Origin of the sequence: Pantoea alfalfae, assembly GCF_019880205.1 — a bacterium.
Taxonomy (GTDB): domain Bacteria; phylum Pseudomonadota; class Gammaproteobacteria; order Enterobacterales; family Enterobacteriaceae; genus Pantoea; species Pantoea alfalfae.
Genome location: NZ_CP082292.1, coordinates 2,057,335 through 2,071,463, shown reverse-complemented (window position 1 = coordinate 2,071,463; position 14,129 = coordinate 2,057,335). Strand labels below are relative to the sequence as shown.

General features: G+C 49.2%; 11 protein-coding genes. All 11 read left to right on the top strand.

Features of this window, described 5'->3' with window-relative positions; genetic code table 11:
• Positions 1-33: 33 nt before the first annotated feature.
• The 11 genes from K6R05_RS09605 (at position 34) to K6R05_RS09555 (ending at position 13,908) form a co-directional block, all read left to right on the top strand.
• The gene (locus tag K6R05_RS09605) at positions 34-615 is read left to right on the top strand and encodes a fimbrial protein (RefSeq protein WP_222924030.1); all 582 of its coding nucleotides are present in this window, start codon (positions 34-36) and stop codon (positions 613-615) included.
• Positions 616-644: 29 nt separating this feature from the next.
• A complete protein-coding gene (locus K6R05_RS09600) occupies positions 645-1,331 on the top strand; it encodes a fimbria/pilus periplasmic chaperone (protein ID WP_161734744.1) in 687 nt (228 codons plus the stop codon).
• 85 nt (positions 1,332-1,416) lie between these two features.
• Complete coding sequence (fimD, locus tag K6R05_RS09595) at positions 1,417-4,029, top strand: outer membrane usher protein FimD (RefSeq protein ID WP_161734747.1); 2,613 nt, start codon at positions 1,417-1,419, stop codon at positions 4,027-4,029.
• The gene (locus K6R05_RS09590; protein ID WP_161734750.1) at positions 4,026-5,090 is read left to right on the top strand and encodes a fimbrial protein; all 1,065 of its coding nucleotides are present in this window, start codon (positions 4,026-4,028) and stop codon (positions 5,088-5,090) included. Before fimD ends, K6R05_RS09590 begins: the two co-directional genes overlap by 4 nt.
• A 12-nt stretch (positions 5,091-5,102) precedes the next feature.
• Complete coding sequence (locus K6R05_RS09585; RefSeq protein WP_222924029.1) at positions 5,103-5,666, top strand: fimbrial protein; 564 nt, start codon at positions 5,103-5,105, stop codon at positions 5,664-5,666.
• 1,713 nt (positions 5,667-7,379) lie between these two features.
• Positions 7,380-7,994 carry a LuxR family transcriptional regulator gene (locus K6R05_RS22115; protein WP_497825291.1) on the top strand — a complete coding sequence of 205 codons (615 nt, stop codon included), beginning with the start codon at positions 7,380-7,382 and terminating at the stop codon, positions 7,992-7,994.
• 19 nt (positions 7,995-8,013) lie between these two features.
• Positions 8,014-8,559: a fimbrial protein gene (locus tag K6R05_RS09575; RefSeq protein ID WP_161734756.1), complete on the top strand. Its 546-nt coding sequence runs from the start codon at positions 8,014-8,016 to the stop codon at positions 8,557-8,559.
• A 57-nt stretch (positions 8,560-8,616) separates the two neighbouring features.
• A complete protein-coding gene (locus K6R05_RS09570; protein WP_222924028.1) occupies positions 8,617-9,363 on the top strand; it encodes a fimbria/pilus periplasmic chaperone in 747 nt (248 codons plus the stop codon).
• Positions 9,314-11,896 carry a fimbrial outer membrane usher protein gene (locus K6R05_RS09565; protein WP_374206928.1) on the top strand — a complete coding sequence of 861 codons (2,583 nt, stop codon included), beginning with the start codon at positions 9,314-9,316 and terminating at the stop codon, positions 11,894-11,896. The genes K6R05_RS09570 and K6R05_RS09565 overlap by 50 nt, the downstream gene beginning before the upstream one ends.
• Before the next feature lie 4 nt (positions 11,897-11,900).
• Entirely contained in the window at positions 11,901-13,226 is a 1,326-nt protein-coding gene (gene stbD, locus K6R05_RS09560) for a fimbrial usher protein StbD (RefSeq protein WP_222924027.1), read from the top strand.
• Positions 13,192-13,908, top strand: a complete 717-nt coding sequence (locus K6R05_RS09555) for a fimbrial assembly chaperone (protein ID WP_161734764.1) — start codon at positions 13,192-13,194, stop codon at positions 13,906-13,908. The genes stbD and K6R05_RS09555 overlap by 35 nt, the downstream gene beginning before the upstream one ends.
• Positions 13,909-14,129: the final 221 nt, after the last annotated feature.

The following is a 14,129-nucleotide window of genomic DNA, read 5'->3' as shown; positions in this document are numbered from 1 at the left end:
GGGCCGAATGGGCATTTCTTAGAGGCTGAATTGATGATGCGTTCTGATTTTATCACTTTGTCTGTTGGCTTATTGCTGACTTCTTTCGCCGGATATGGCGCTATGAAAAATGACGTTGCTGAAATAACAAGTGGGAAATTACATATTCACGGCAAGGTTATTGCCGGGGCCTGCGTAGTCACCTCAGATAATGTGGATATGCACGTTGATATGGGTCAGTTTACGTTGCACGGATTTAAGCAGCCTGGTGATATTACCACCGCGGCGCGGCCCTTTACGGTTCACTTAGCTGACTGCAAAAGTGAAATCAGCAGCGGCGTAAATATTTCCTTTTCAGGAAGGGCGAACCCGCAAATGCCGAACCTCTTTCAGGTTTTGTCCGATGATGAGAGTACGGAAAACGTCAGCCAGAGTAGTGAAGATAGTCATGTAGGATTATTAATCTCTGGCCCACAAGGGAAACAGATTAAACCGGATGGGGCACCCGTGGTGCTACGTCAGGCGAGTGGAAAGGATACGGAGATCCATTTTATCGCACGTTATCTCGCCTCTTCTGTACGTGTTCATCCTGAAGAGCTGCACAGTGAAGTTCGTCTGAATATCGCGTACCCCTAATCTGAATCCCTTAATCAGGTCAAGTAATCATGCTGAAAAAATCATTAATCTCTGCGGCCATGCTGGCTGCCTGTGTAGTAAATACGGCTCATGCTGGCGGTATTGCGCCAGGGGCCACCCGTATTATTTACCCGGAAAGTGACCATCAGACATCGCTATCAGTCACCAATAGCGACAGTCATGAGCGCTATCTTATTCAGGCATGGGTGGAGGATGAAAAAGGGCAGCGGGTAAATGATTTTATCGTCACGCCACCGCTGTTTGCCGCGGCACCAAAAAGTGAAAACAATCTGCGTATTGTTTATACCGGCGCGGCCCTGCCCAAAGATCGTGAAAAAGTTTACTGGATGAACGTAAAAGCGATTCCGGCGGTTAATAAAGAGGCGATGAGCGGGGGGAATACCCTGCAACTGGCGGTTTTGTCAAGAATGAAGCTTTTTATGCGGCCGGATGGCTTACCGATTAGCGAAGTGGAATCGGCGAAAAAAATCGGGTTTCAGGAAAGAGAAGGGCAGCTCACCATTAATAATCCAACGCCCTATTATCAATCGCTGGTCAATATCAGCGTGGGAAATAAGAAGCTTGAAAACAGCATGGTTGCCCCGTTTGGTCAGCTCGCGCTTTCATTACCACGAGGCGTCTCAGGAAGCGTTCATTACCAGACCATAAATGATTATGGTGCTATCACCGCGCCACAAACCAGCGGCACGCATTAATCGCTTGCCACGATTTCATCTTTTTTAAACGCTCAGGGACACGATAATGCGCCACTCGGTATTTAGCAGGCCGGTTCAGGAGAAGATGCCCTCTTTTCGGTATTCAGCTCTTGCCCTGTTTGTCGCGCTATCCGGTTCGGCTCAGGCTCAGGACTGGTTTAACCCGGCCTTTCTGACGAAAGATGGCAATGAAGTTGCCGATCTCTCTCGCTTCGAAAACGGTTCAGGACAACTTCCCGGCGTTTATCGTGTTGATATCTGGCGCAACGATGAGTTTGTGACCACCAGTCCGATGCGCTTTGTTGCCGTTGCTTCTCAGCCTCAGGTCAGCCCTGCATCTGAAGCGGTGAAACAGGACGGGACAGGATTGCAACCCTGCGTGACTGTAGCATGGATGAAACGGCTGGGCGTTCATACTGAAAATCTGACGGCGTTAAAGGCGACGGATAATCAGGATCAGTGCATCGATCTCGCGAAAAGCTTTCCGGGTGCCGCCTCATATTATGATTTTGCCTCCCAGCGCCTGATGCTGACCTTTCCTCAGGCTGCGCTGAGAAACAGTGCGCAAGGCTATATTCCGCCAGAGGAGTGGGACGAAGGTATCAATGCGGCGCTGCTGAATTACACGCTCACCGGCAGTAAAGGTGACAGAAACAATAGCTATTATCTGAACCTTACCAGTGGTCTGAATATCGGAGCATGGCGGCTCAGAAATAACGGTGCCTGGAACCACTCCGATTATGCTGATGGCTATCATCAAAGCCAGTGGCAGAATATCTCCACCTTTGCGGAACGCACCATCATTCCGTTTAAAAGTGAACTGGTTCTGGGAGACAGCAGCAGCTCAGGTGATATCTACGATAGCCTGGGATTTCGCGGCGTACGGCTCTACTCCTCAGATGCGATGTACCCAAACAGTCAACAGGGCTATGCGCCGGTGATTCGTGGCATTGCATCAGGGCGCTCGCAGATTACGGTGCGGCAAAATGGTTATGTGATTTACCAGAATATTGTGCAGTCCGGTGCATTTGAAATTACGGATTTGAATGCCACATCATCCAGCGGTGACCTGGACGTTACGATTAAAAACGATGCCGGTGCAGTGCAAAAATTTGTTGTGCCATATTCTACCGTGCCGCTGCTGCAGCGCGAGGGGCGAACAAAATATGATCTGGTTGCAGGTCGTTATCGGAGCGGTCTGGCAGGTAAGGAGGATCCTTTATTTGCTCAGGGCACGCTTGCCAGAGGTCTCAGCAATGGCACAACGCTGTATGGCGGGAGCCAGATTGCCAGAAATTACCTCTCGGTTCTCACGGGGCTGGGACGCAATCTCGGTGACTGGGGTGCAGTCTCTGTTGATATCACCGCTGCCCGCAGTGAACTGGCGGATGGCAGTACGCATAATGGCCAGTCTGTCCGGTTTCTTTATGCTAAATCGCTGAATCATACCGGCACCACATTTCAACTGCTGGGTTATCGCTACTCAACGCGCGGCTTCTACACGCTGGGTGAAACCGCATGGGAAGCGATGAACGGATATCAGAATGAATGGAAAGATAGGGGGGACGGGCGCGGTCCGCAGCTTGAACCCGTCAGTTACCACAATCTTATGAACAGCAAAAAAGGGCGCTTTCAGCTGAGCGTTGCCCAGCAGATCAGCGACTGGGGCTCGCTAAGTCTAACCGCCACACATCAGGACTACTGGAATAGCAGCGGCAGCGATGAATGGTATCAGGCTGGTTTCTCCAGCGGCTGGCACGGCATTAATTACAATCTCTCCTATGCGCTCAGCCGCAGCAAGGGGATGCCGCAAACCGACCGGCTTATCTCGCTGAACATCTCGATTCCATTCGGACGCTGGCTGGGCCATGACATGGCCGAGCATGAAGCACTCAACAGTATGTATGCGACGGCCCAGGCTAACCGCGATCAGGATGGGGTTACCCAGATGCAGACGGGGGTGACCGGCACATTGCTGCAGGGCAATAACCTCAGCTATAGCATCATGCAGGGACACAGTAACCGAAATGGCGACAGCGGTAATATGAACGTCAGCTGGGACGGGTCAGATGCCAGAGCGAGCGGGGGTTACAGTTACAGTAATGGCAACCACGCGATGAACTGGGACGTTTCAGGCGGGATCATCGCCCATGCCAACGGCATCACGTTCAGTGAGCCACTTGGGGATACCAATGTCCTGATCAAAGCGCCGGGTGCTAAAGGTGTGCATGTCGAGAATGAAACCGGCATCAGTACTGACTGGCGGGGCTATGCGGTCATGCCGTATGCCTCGGTTTATCGCAGTAACCGGGTCGCGCTGGATGTAAAAAGCCTGGATATGCACACCGATCTTGACGATACCGTCCGCGAAGTGGTGCCAACGGAAGGCGCGATCGTGCGGGCGGAGTACACTGCCCATGTCGGATTACGCGCAATTTTCAGTCTGATGCACAACGGTCGTCCCGTTCCCTTTGGGGCTTCAGTGACCGATAAAATCACCGGTGCGACCAGTATTGTTGGTGACACTGGCGACGTCTATATGACAGGGATTAAACCTAAAGGCACGCTTTCTGTGATATGGGGAAGCGGCTCGTCGGATAGTTGCATGATTCCTTATGAGCTGCCTGCAGAAAGTGAAAAATTACCTGTCGCGCGTATGACACTTAACTGTATTGCTATGGTGAAAAATAATAAATGACTCTATTGCCGGGACTAATGCACAGAAAGTCAGCACTGTCTGCTTCAGTGCTTTTATATTTATCATTACTGGCAGGCAGCGCGCCTGCCTTTGGCTACAGTTACCACTGCACCGCACAGGGTGGAACGCACAATTTTGTAATTGATAATATCCAGAAGGATATTTCAGATAAAGATAAGGATAAAGCGGGGGCTATTATTACCGATGCGGAAGATTTTCAGGGGCAGGGATCGTATACCGGCCATTGTGATGAACCCCCTTATCCTTTTACAGCCGAAGCCTATGCGACAGCGGTCAGTCCGCTTCAGCCCTCAGAAAAAATCGGCGACACGCAGTGGTATAAACTCAACGACTATCTTGATGCATCGTTTCAGGTTTTTGTAGGCGGGAACAGTCAAACGTTTCCACAGGTGCCTTTTTATGATGTGTCAAATAAATTACCGATGAACCGGAGCCAGATGAGCAGTGGCTGGGGAACCGGCAACAGCGGAAAGATCTCGTTAAGGATCCGAAAACCTTTTATCGGCTTCTCACAATTCAGCGTTCTGGCGCTACAGACCTACTTAAATACGCAGCAGGGCATTCAGGTCAGCGGTGAGGCTATCGCCAGCGTAACTATTGGCGGACAAATTACCATTCCGCAAAATTGTGAATTTTCGCCAGATAAAATCATTACGATTGATTTTGGTAATATTGGTGCCTCTGCGTTTGCCGCTGCAGGCGCGGGCAATAAACCCGCCGGTGTAAATCCGCAGACCCGCAATATTGGTATTTCATGTAAAAATATTGATGCGCAAGCCATGCTCTCCTTAAGGCTTGAGGCGAACAATGTCGCCAGCAATGCGATTGTCTCGGATAACCCGGATCTCGGTTTCGTTCTGGCCGATAAAGACAGTAAACCCTTAATTCCCAATAATGCGGAGAGTAAAATCCCTTTTCAGCTTGATGGCAATGCCTCTGCAACCGTTCCCATTACGGCCTGGCCCGTCAGCATTACCGGCAATAAGCCAGCGGAAGGCAGATTTACCTCCGAAGGCTATCTTCGGGTCGATTTTGATTAAGGCGGGAAGATAATGGCTATGAATCAGTCAGGTCGCACTATTTTGCCAAAAATCATCCTGATGGCCGGTGGTGCAGCGATACTTTTTTATACCTCGCAGTCGGTGGCAGCCGATGCGCTGGCACAAATTAATATTCGCCTTACAGCAACCGTCGTCGCGGTCGGTTGTACGGTCGATCCGGGCGATGTCAATAAACCCGTTGACCTCGGCGAATGGCAGACTAAGCAGCTGGTTAAAACGGGGCAGACAACCAAACCGGTGCCGTTTAGTCTTCATCTGACCGGCTGTAGTGCCGACAATGCAAAACTGACGTTCACCGGCACTAAAGATACCAATGACAATACGTTACTGGCCATTGATAGCAGCGATGAGAATGCCGCTTCCGGTGTGGCGATTGAGATTCTGGACAGCCAGCATCATCGTATCCCGATGGGTGGGGATACGCCGTCTGCCGTGATCGATGCAAACGGAGATGCCACCCTGGATTTCTGGGCTGATTATGTTTCAACTGACGTGAAAAACGTAAAGCCAGGGGATGCGAACGCCGCGACGCAATTCACACTGACTTATGATTGATGGATAGCTGTGCGACCTCCGGAATTGTGGTTGCTTTCGGTGCAGAAAGAAAACAATCAATGTGTTCAGGCCCGACAGGTAAGGTGGCAGTGGCGGTGCGATTTCAGAACAGTGAAATGGCACGCTTGCCAATCGCGATTTACAGACCCTCAGGGACAGAATGAACCTAATGATTCAGGGTTGAAGCAAAGCAGGGAACATCGGACCCGCAGTTAAGCCTGCAATAATCTCTATCATTTAACATAATATACATTATGCGCATACTCATTATGGCCGGAAGCGTGATGCTCTGTTGTATGGTCTGCTCACCATTTTGGGCTGATCCTGACGGTTTTCCTCTTTACAGCAAAATCTGTCAGAAACGATCACAATGTCTGCCTGGCCTTGTTACTGTCGCTTACTCTGTTCCGAAACTGAAATAATGTGATGCTACTTATTCAGCATGGCTTTCCCTGCGGGACAGCTTCTTCAGTGACGCTACACGCTATCCTCTTACCAACAAATCTGATGTCGAAAATGTGCAGTCGGACGATGCGATGACAGCTTCGCCCTTTGCGGCTGGCTGAATGCACTGCTGCGTATTCTGACCGTTTCTCTGCTCAGGTGCTTTGCACAACTTAAGCAGTGACGTCGCTACGTGAAAATTAGCGCATTCATCAGGGCTGTCGGCCACAAAAATGCTGTAGAGGCGTCTATACATCACCGCTTTATGTTCATCCTCATAGTCTGCCGTGCAAACCACTAAGTTGTCGTAAACGCGTCCACGTGTAACTACGCTTTCTTCACTCCGTTCCTTGCCAGGTTAATCCTGTAATAAGCAAGAAAGCCTGAGTCAGCTTTCTGCTGGCTGTCTGGTCAGCCGGACTCATACTGGCTATTCGCGTTTCGATTGCAAGGCAGTCACCGTGGCGCAGTGATGCTTTTGCCCTGAGCCTTGAAAATAAGAGTCAGTGACATCCGGTTGTTTTCAGTACTATCGGCGACACGCAAAATGAGACGTAACGTCCCTGCTCTGTCCCGTCATCCAATAACTATCTTGTATAATCTGACAAAAAAGAGAAACGTAAATTTCGCACAGCAAAGATGATTCTTCGCATACAAATTCTGAATGATAACGCCCGGGAAAGAAATAAATATAGATCTCTTTTCTTTTAATGACACTGCCAAAAAGAGTGATGTTTTCATGCGCTAAATAACTGATTTAGATCAATATTTATAGCAAGTGCGTCAATTAACATATTTGTTACCAGGAGTATTCTTAATTAAATGGGATGTGAACGATAAATATCGTCGCTAATTTTTTTATTAAACCCATTTAAAATGCAGCTCGTTTCAATGAAAAAGGGAGTAAGTCCTGATAGAGCCAGTAAAAAATCATTTATCAATGCCATCATAGTGGCCGTTATAGACAAAATCGGCCACTGAACAAAATTCGCTCACATTTAGCATTGAGTGCGGAATTTTTATTGATCAAAGTGGCGTTATTTGCGAAATATTCCTAACGGACGTAAAAAAATCCTGGTCTCTCAGCACTGCTGAAGACGTCGTCGCCCTTTTTTTCCCGAATTTTCAACAAATATTACTCCCGCCCGTGGAGGTGGCTCCTTAAGAAAAATCCGAATAAAGAAAATAGCGGATAATTTTCATCGCCTTGAAAGGCGGAGATTTTTATCGATAAAATAATCACAACTCTCGCAACAACGCCAAAATATTATGATAAAGATAACCAGAGAGGAAATTCGCTGCGCCAGTTGTAAATATGGCTGTGATCTCACCCATCGCGCATCAGACATTTATAACAGATGTCCGTTGCAAAAAATTACCACCTGGCCTGGAGGGAATCATTTTTTCTCTTCATCCATACTCAGCATGGTCGCTGGAAAATATGAGAGCCTCTTTTGCAGAGGATGTGTATTCGTTGACTTCTCCAGGGAAAATGTCAGGTACTTTACCAATAGCAACTGGATTGAGTATTTAAAACATACCGGATTAATGCTGATTATCGTCAGTGATCGCCATATGGAGCCGCTTGCGGCTTACTGGCAAAAAGAGGACCTGCGTATACAAACTGTGATTTATGCCGACCTGTCCCTGGAGGAGATAAACGGGCAAATCCAGGGCTGTTATTTCGGTTTAAAAGGCGAAGTCAGGAAAAAAGTGAATGCACTTAAACAGGATGAAGTTCGGTTCCTTGATCTGGCGATGAACGGACTTTCACTGCCGATTATTGCCAGAGAAATGGGAGTTGAAGTCAAGCGTGTTTATAACATCAAAGATGCCATTCGCCGGAAAATGGGCATCAGCCTCAATCAGTTATTTTCCGCATAATTATGATAAAGGAGTATTAATGAACACCAAACTCAGAACGCTTAATTTTGCTGTGTTAATCAGTGCCGGACTGGTGTCAGCCAGCGTGTTTGCAGCTTCAGATAACACCATCAATTTTCAGGGAGAAGTTACTACTGAAACCTGTTCTGTTTCCGTAAATGGCAACAATGCATCCCCTGTCGTGCTGCTTCCAACGGTCAGTACTTCGGACCTTGCTGCCTCTGGTGCAACTGCGGGGGATACCACCTTCACCGTGGGCGTTAGCGGCTGCGCCGGGGACAGTACCTCGGCCACCAAAATCTCGACGGTGTTTGTGGGGAATAACGTTAGCGCTGCCGGTAATTTATCTAACACCGGAACCGCAAAAAATGTTGAGGTACAAATCCTAGATCCGAAAGATGCAGTGGTTAATCTGACCAGCGGTTATACCGGCAGCGGTGATCTGACATTGCAGACCGGTGAAACTTCTGGCTCTGCCACCTACTCTGCCCGTTATTACGCATCAGGGACGCCAACGGCGGGTACCGTTACCGCATCACTGCAATATGCCGTGACGTACCAGTAATATTTTTCGTGCGTATCCGGATAGCCAGATACGCACGCCACGCTTGAGATATCCGACATGTATTCGCGCATTATGCTGTTCCCATTAAAAATGGTAATACTGTTTTTTTTGATGACGTTTATTTCGGATAACGTCCAGGCAAGCGTCACTATTCTTGGCAGCCGAATTATTTATCCGGGCGATGCTCTCTCCGTCGATGTTCAGTTAAAGAACAACTATAATATGCCTTATGTCATTCAGGCCTGGCTTGATAATGGCAATATGGATTCGCAACCTGGCGATAAGAGTGACGTGCCTTTTATTATCACGCCACCACTGTTTCGGATCCAGCCTCTGACCGGTCAGGTTTTAAGAATCCGATTTCTGCCAAAGGTCTCATTACCACAGGATCGCGAAACGATTTACTGGTTCAACTCTCTGCAGATCCCCCCTGGGAATATTCAGGCGGAATCAGGTCGTAACAGTATTGTTTTAATGTTACGTAACCGCATGAAACTCTTTTATCGTCCTAAAGTGATTGGTCAGCCGGTTAATGTTTTCGACAGTGTAAAAGTAACAATGCAAAAAGAGGGGGTTGAAATCAACAACACTCAACCCTGGTATCTCTCACTTACAGAAGTTGCAATAAAAACAGCAGGAAAAAAAACAGCCTGCAAAGCCGACATGATTGCGCCCTTTTCCAAAAAAATCGTCAGGTGTAAACCGGCAACGCACTCTTTATCAGCTAATAGCGTGATTTCTCTTTCAGCAATGAATGACCAGGGAGCTAAAGTCAGTGAAGACTATCCGATTGCAGGCAGGTAATATCCGCATCTTTTTTTTTCCTCTCTGTGCATCATTTACTTTTTCAACGTATGGACACGCTGATGAGTACTATTTCGATCCTTCACTGTTTAAAGGTTCCGCCTTTGGCCAGAATATTGATCAGTTTAACCATCAGACTATCGCCCCCGGCAACTATTATGTCGATATCTATGTTAACAATAAGCTGGTTAAAAGCGGCGTCACCCTGAACTTTCTATCAGCAGAGAAAGGTCAGCCGATAGAACCTTGTCTCCCGCTGACGGTGGCTGAATCATTAAGCCTCAAGTCACTGAATAAATCCTCAGCCAGCGAGGACTGTCAGCCCTTGCGTTACTGGTCATCAGCGGCCCGCTGGCAATTTGATCAGGCTTCATTGCGGCTGCAATTCACTATTCCGGATGCGGAATTAATTCATCTGCCCAGGGGAAATATTCCCGTCACCGAATGGGACAAAGGGATCTCTGCCCTTTTCATCCGGCATAACACCAATTATAGCTGGACGGAAAATACCGCTTCTGGTTACAGATACCAGTATCTCTGGAGTGGCATCACGGCGGGCACGAATATTGATAACTGGCAGCTGCGCCATCAGGGCAATCTGCGGTTTATCGACAATAACGTTACCGGCAGCGATGTTCGCTACACAACGGTCAGAACCTGGCTTCAGCGCCCCATTGAACCGCTGAACAGTCTGCTGACACTGGGCGACAGTTATACAGAAAGTTCGCAGTTTGGCAGCCTTTCTTATAATGGTATTAAGCTCACTACCGATGAAAGGATGCGTCCGCAAAGCCGGCGTGGTTATGCGCCCGAAATTCGCGGTGTGGCCTCCTCCAGTGCCCGGGTTATCGTCAGGCAGCTGAATCGCGTTATTTATGAGACCAGCGTTGCGCCTGGTCCCTTTGTTATCAACGATTTGTACAATACCCGAAGCCAGGGCGATCTCGATGTTGAGATTATTGAAGCCAATGGCAAAACGTCCTCGTTTACCGTTCCTTATGCCTCCGTGCCTGATTCGGTCAGGCCGGGAAACTGGCATTACTCGGTTGCATTGGGTCGGGTACGGCAATTCTACTCAGTTAATAACACCTTCTTCGAAGGGCTGTTGCTGCGCGGTATCAGTAACCGACTGACCGCTACGGCAGGAGCGCGGCTTGCTCAGGACTATCAGGCCTGGCTGCTTGGCGGTGTCTGGACCTCGGCGGCGGGCGCAGTGGGATTAAACACCACCTTTTCTGATGCAAAGGTCGCACAGAACAGAAATGCTTCGGGATGGCGCGCCGAGCTGAGCTACAGCAAAACTTTTGCTACCGGCACCAACCTGGTCCTGGCCGCCTATCGTTACTCAACCAGCGGTTATCGCGATCTGCAGGATGTGCTGGGCGTTCGGCGCCAGCAGGACAATGGCGTCAGTTACTATTCAGATACGCTGCATCAGCGTAATAATTTTTCTGTGACCCTGAGTCAGTCTATGGCCGATTATGGCTTAATCAGCCTGAGCGGCAGCACGGCGGATTACTATAATAACCGGTCACGTATTACTCAGCTTCAGTCAGGTTACAGCAACAGCTGGAATAACATCAGTTACAGTCTCAACGTTGCCCGTCAGCGTACTACCTGGAATTACGATCGTTTCGGGCTGAACCTTGACGAGGGTAATAACTCATACCGCGAGAAATATACCGAAAATACCGTTTCACTGAATGTCTCGGTTCCGCTGAACTGGGGCAATCACACTACCTCAGTGGCCTATAACTACAACCAGTCTAAAGAAACGCGCAATTCGACTCTCTCACTGACCGGTTCATCTGGCGAGAATAATCAGCGATCCTGGTCCCTGTATGGCGGAACCGAAAATACGCAAAGTAACACCGGCCACCGTGTCTCGTTCGGCGGAAATATTCAGCAGAATACGCGCGCAGGTGCGGTCAGAGCGAATTATGGTCAGGGGGATAATTATCGCCAGGCTGGATTAGGGCTTTCTGGTACGTTGCTGATTCATCGCGGCGGCGTCACCGCCGGACCTTATACCAGCGACACTTTTGCGCTTATCCATGCGGAGGGTGCCCAGGGCGCCAGCGTACGCAATGGTCAGGGTGCCGTCATTGATCATTTTGGTTACGCTATTCTGCCGTCGCTGACGCCATATCAGGCCAACACCGTCAGCCTTGATACACGCTATATGAATGCTGATGCCGAATTAAGCGGCGGAAGCCAGCGCGTTGTGCCCTATGCCGGTTCCGTTACCCGAATTAATTTTGCCACGCTGCAGGGTAAGGCCGTCTTAATCGCGCTCAAAAATGAAGATCATGAAATCCCGCCAATGGGCACTGAGGTCCGTGATGCTGATAATACCGTGATAGGTATTGTGGGCCAGGGTGGGCAATTATATGCACGTGTACCGCATGACTCTGGAACCTTAAAGGTAAACTGGGAATATAAGGGCAACAAAACATGCTTTGTTAATTATCAAATAACCGGCCGCGTCAATGAGGATATTGTTCGCCTGGATGCTGTCTGCCATAAGGGTTAAACGTGTGAGAATCGAAAACTATTTCCTGTATATCTTTTTATTGCTGTTCAATGTGCCCGCCTGGGCTAATTGCAGCGTTGTTACCGCCACATCCTCGTTGTCTCAAAGCGCGATTGCAGCAGGCTATACCGCCGCCTACTGGACCGGCGCCTGCGACACCTGCTCAGGGAATGTGGGCCTGCCATCTGTAATCAGCATCAATAGCGGAAAGACCTTCCAGCCATCCGGCACACTGCTGGCCAGCTCGGTCGGCAGCTTTCTGTCTTCGGCCAGCAATGTTCCCTACTCAGCTAACCAGATTCTTTACCGCTGCGCCGTGGCAGATGCAGACAGTTTGTATGAGATGTATGCCACCAATGGCGACAGCCCCTATGCCGGTCAATATATTACTTCTGAAGTGGACGGTGCCTATTATGATGTCGCTGCAAATGTTGCCGTCAGGCTAACTAACCTGACAACCGGCGAATATTACAGTCGCTACTGGAAAGCCCGACAGCTGACGGCCAGTGACTGGTATTCTGATGGCACCTATATTTATATTCCGGCCAGTGCTTTCAGCAATGTGCTGTATGAAATGTTCAAAATAGACTCTACGCGCTATTACGCCAGCAACAGCAATCGCTATGTGGACAACTGGACACAACCTCGCGGATATATTGCTTTTAAAGGACCCGGGCTGGATACCAATAATCTGAAAGTGGGCCAGGATAGTCTCTCTTACTGGTATGGTTTTTATCGTAACTGGCCCGCCGCCTGGAGCACCTTCTCAAATGTCACCTATGTCCGTGGCGCGCTATGCGAAGTCCAGGATTATCCTTCGGTGGTGGTGCTGCCTACCGTAAGCGTGAATACCCTTGCCGCGGGCGGGAAAAGTCAGGCTCCTTTTACTATCACTATCCAGTGCGAGTCCGGTGCCATCTCCGGCACCACTACATCGACGATCACGTCAGCAAATGTCGCTATGGGCTTTCTCGTTAACCAGTCAAATGCGGTGACGCAGGCAAGAAATCTGGGGCTGACTACAGCTGGCGGCGGGTTAACCTGGCTGCTGGATACCCACTATGGTAGCAGCGCTGCCGCCTCCGGTGTCGGTATAAAAATTTATGACAGTCATAATATGGCGCTCAATTTACTGCCTGACAGAACGGTGACGGGCGCGGGCAACAGCCGTGGCTGGTATGCCTATAAAGATTTAACGTCGCAAATCTCCTCAGGAGGCGCTGATATTTACAGTGGTGATTTCACCGCCTCTCTTGAAGCGCTCAGCGGGCAAACTATTACAGCAGGAACAGTCAATGCGCAGTTACAGGTTGTGGTCAGTTTTCAGTAACGTCGTCGTGCTATCTGGCTTCCTGCTCTCATTCAGCGTCTGGGCGGTGGTCAATGTGGATAAAACCCGGATCGTTTTCAATCAATCGGATCTGAGCCAGTCTGTTAACGTCGTCAACAGCGGCGAAAACGAAACGTATTTGCAAATCTGGACGGATGACGGTGACCTGACTCTCTCACCCGATGCCAGCATCACACCCGTCATAGTCATACCGCCGGTGGTAAAAATGTATCCGGAAGAAATGCGATCGTTGCGTCTGTTACTTACTTCACGTCAGGGGCTGCCCGCGGACAAAGAGAGCCTCTACTGGTTAAATATTTATCAGATCCCTGCGCTGAAAAAAGAGCTTAACGCGGCTGAACGTAAAGTGGTGTTACCGCTACGAATCCGGCTAAAAATCTTTATCCGGCCTGAGGGACTAAACGCCCCGCTGACCACCGATCCGGAAAAGCTCCGTTTCGCGGTAAAGGGAAATAAAATCGCCATAACGAATCCTACTCCCTGGTTCATGAGCTTGAATGTCTATTCTGAAGGTCAGCAATCAATAAAAAATCTCACTCTTGCCCCACAATCTGATGCTTATATTGACAGTCACACTCCGCCGAAACCCGGTGAGTCAGTGAGTTATGCGGTGATCAATGACCAGGGGATTCCGGTTAATTACACGACAATCTTGAAGTAACCGGACGGGAGTGCCATCTGCCAACAGGCAGAGTGCACATAAAACCGACCTTTTGCGGCAGTCCTGGGCGTCGCTACATGAATTCTGCGCATCTGATGGGGCTGGCAGTAGGCAGAATTTACCTGTGCATGGCGTTTTGAGAGGCTCATGAGGCGGTTCCGCAAGACAATCCATTTTAGCCGCGCTAGAGTTGCTGGCTTCCACTGTTTCAACAACGAGAA

Bases quoted from the DNA above. Each gene is read 5' to 3' on its own strand.
- K6R05_RS09605 (WP_222924030.1), top strand. From the start codon at position 34: ATGATGCGTTCTGATTTTATCACTTTGTCTGTTGGCTTATTGCTGACT.
- K6R05_RS09600 (WP_161734744.1), top strand. From the start codon at position 645: ATGCTGAAAAAATCATTAATCTCTGCGGCCATGCTGGCTGCCTGTGTA.
- fimD (WP_161734747.1), top strand. From the start codon at position 1,417: ATGCCCTCTTTTCGGTATTCAGCTCTTGCCCTGTTTGTCGCGCTATCC.
- K6R05_RS09590 (WP_161734750.1), top strand. From the start codon at position 4,026: ATGACTCTATTGCCGGGACTAATGCACAGAAAGTCAGCACTGTCTGCT.
- K6R05_RS09585 (WP_222924029.1), top strand. From the start codon at position 5,103: ATGGCTATGAATCAGTCAGGTCGCACTATTTTGCCAAAAATCATCCTG.
- K6R05_RS22115 (WP_497825291.1), top strand. From the start codon at position 7,380: ATGATAAAGATAACCAGAGAGGAAATTCGCTGCGCCAGTTGTAAATAT.
- K6R05_RS09575 (WP_161734756.1), top strand. From the start codon at position 8,014: ATGAACACCAAACTCAGAACGCTTAATTTTGCTGTGTTAATCAGTGCC.
- K6R05_RS09570 (WP_222924028.1), top strand. From the start codon at position 8,617: ATGTATTCGCGCATTATGCTGTTCCCATTAAAAATGGTAATACTGTTT.
- K6R05_RS09565 (WP_374206928.1), top strand. From the start codon at position 9,314: ATGACCAGGGAGCTAAAGTCAGTGAAGACTATCCGATTGCAGGCAGGT.
- K6R05_RS09555 (WP_161734764.1), top strand. From the start codon at position 13,192: ATGCGCAGTTACAGGTTGTGGTCAGTTTTCAGTAACGTCGTCGTGCTA.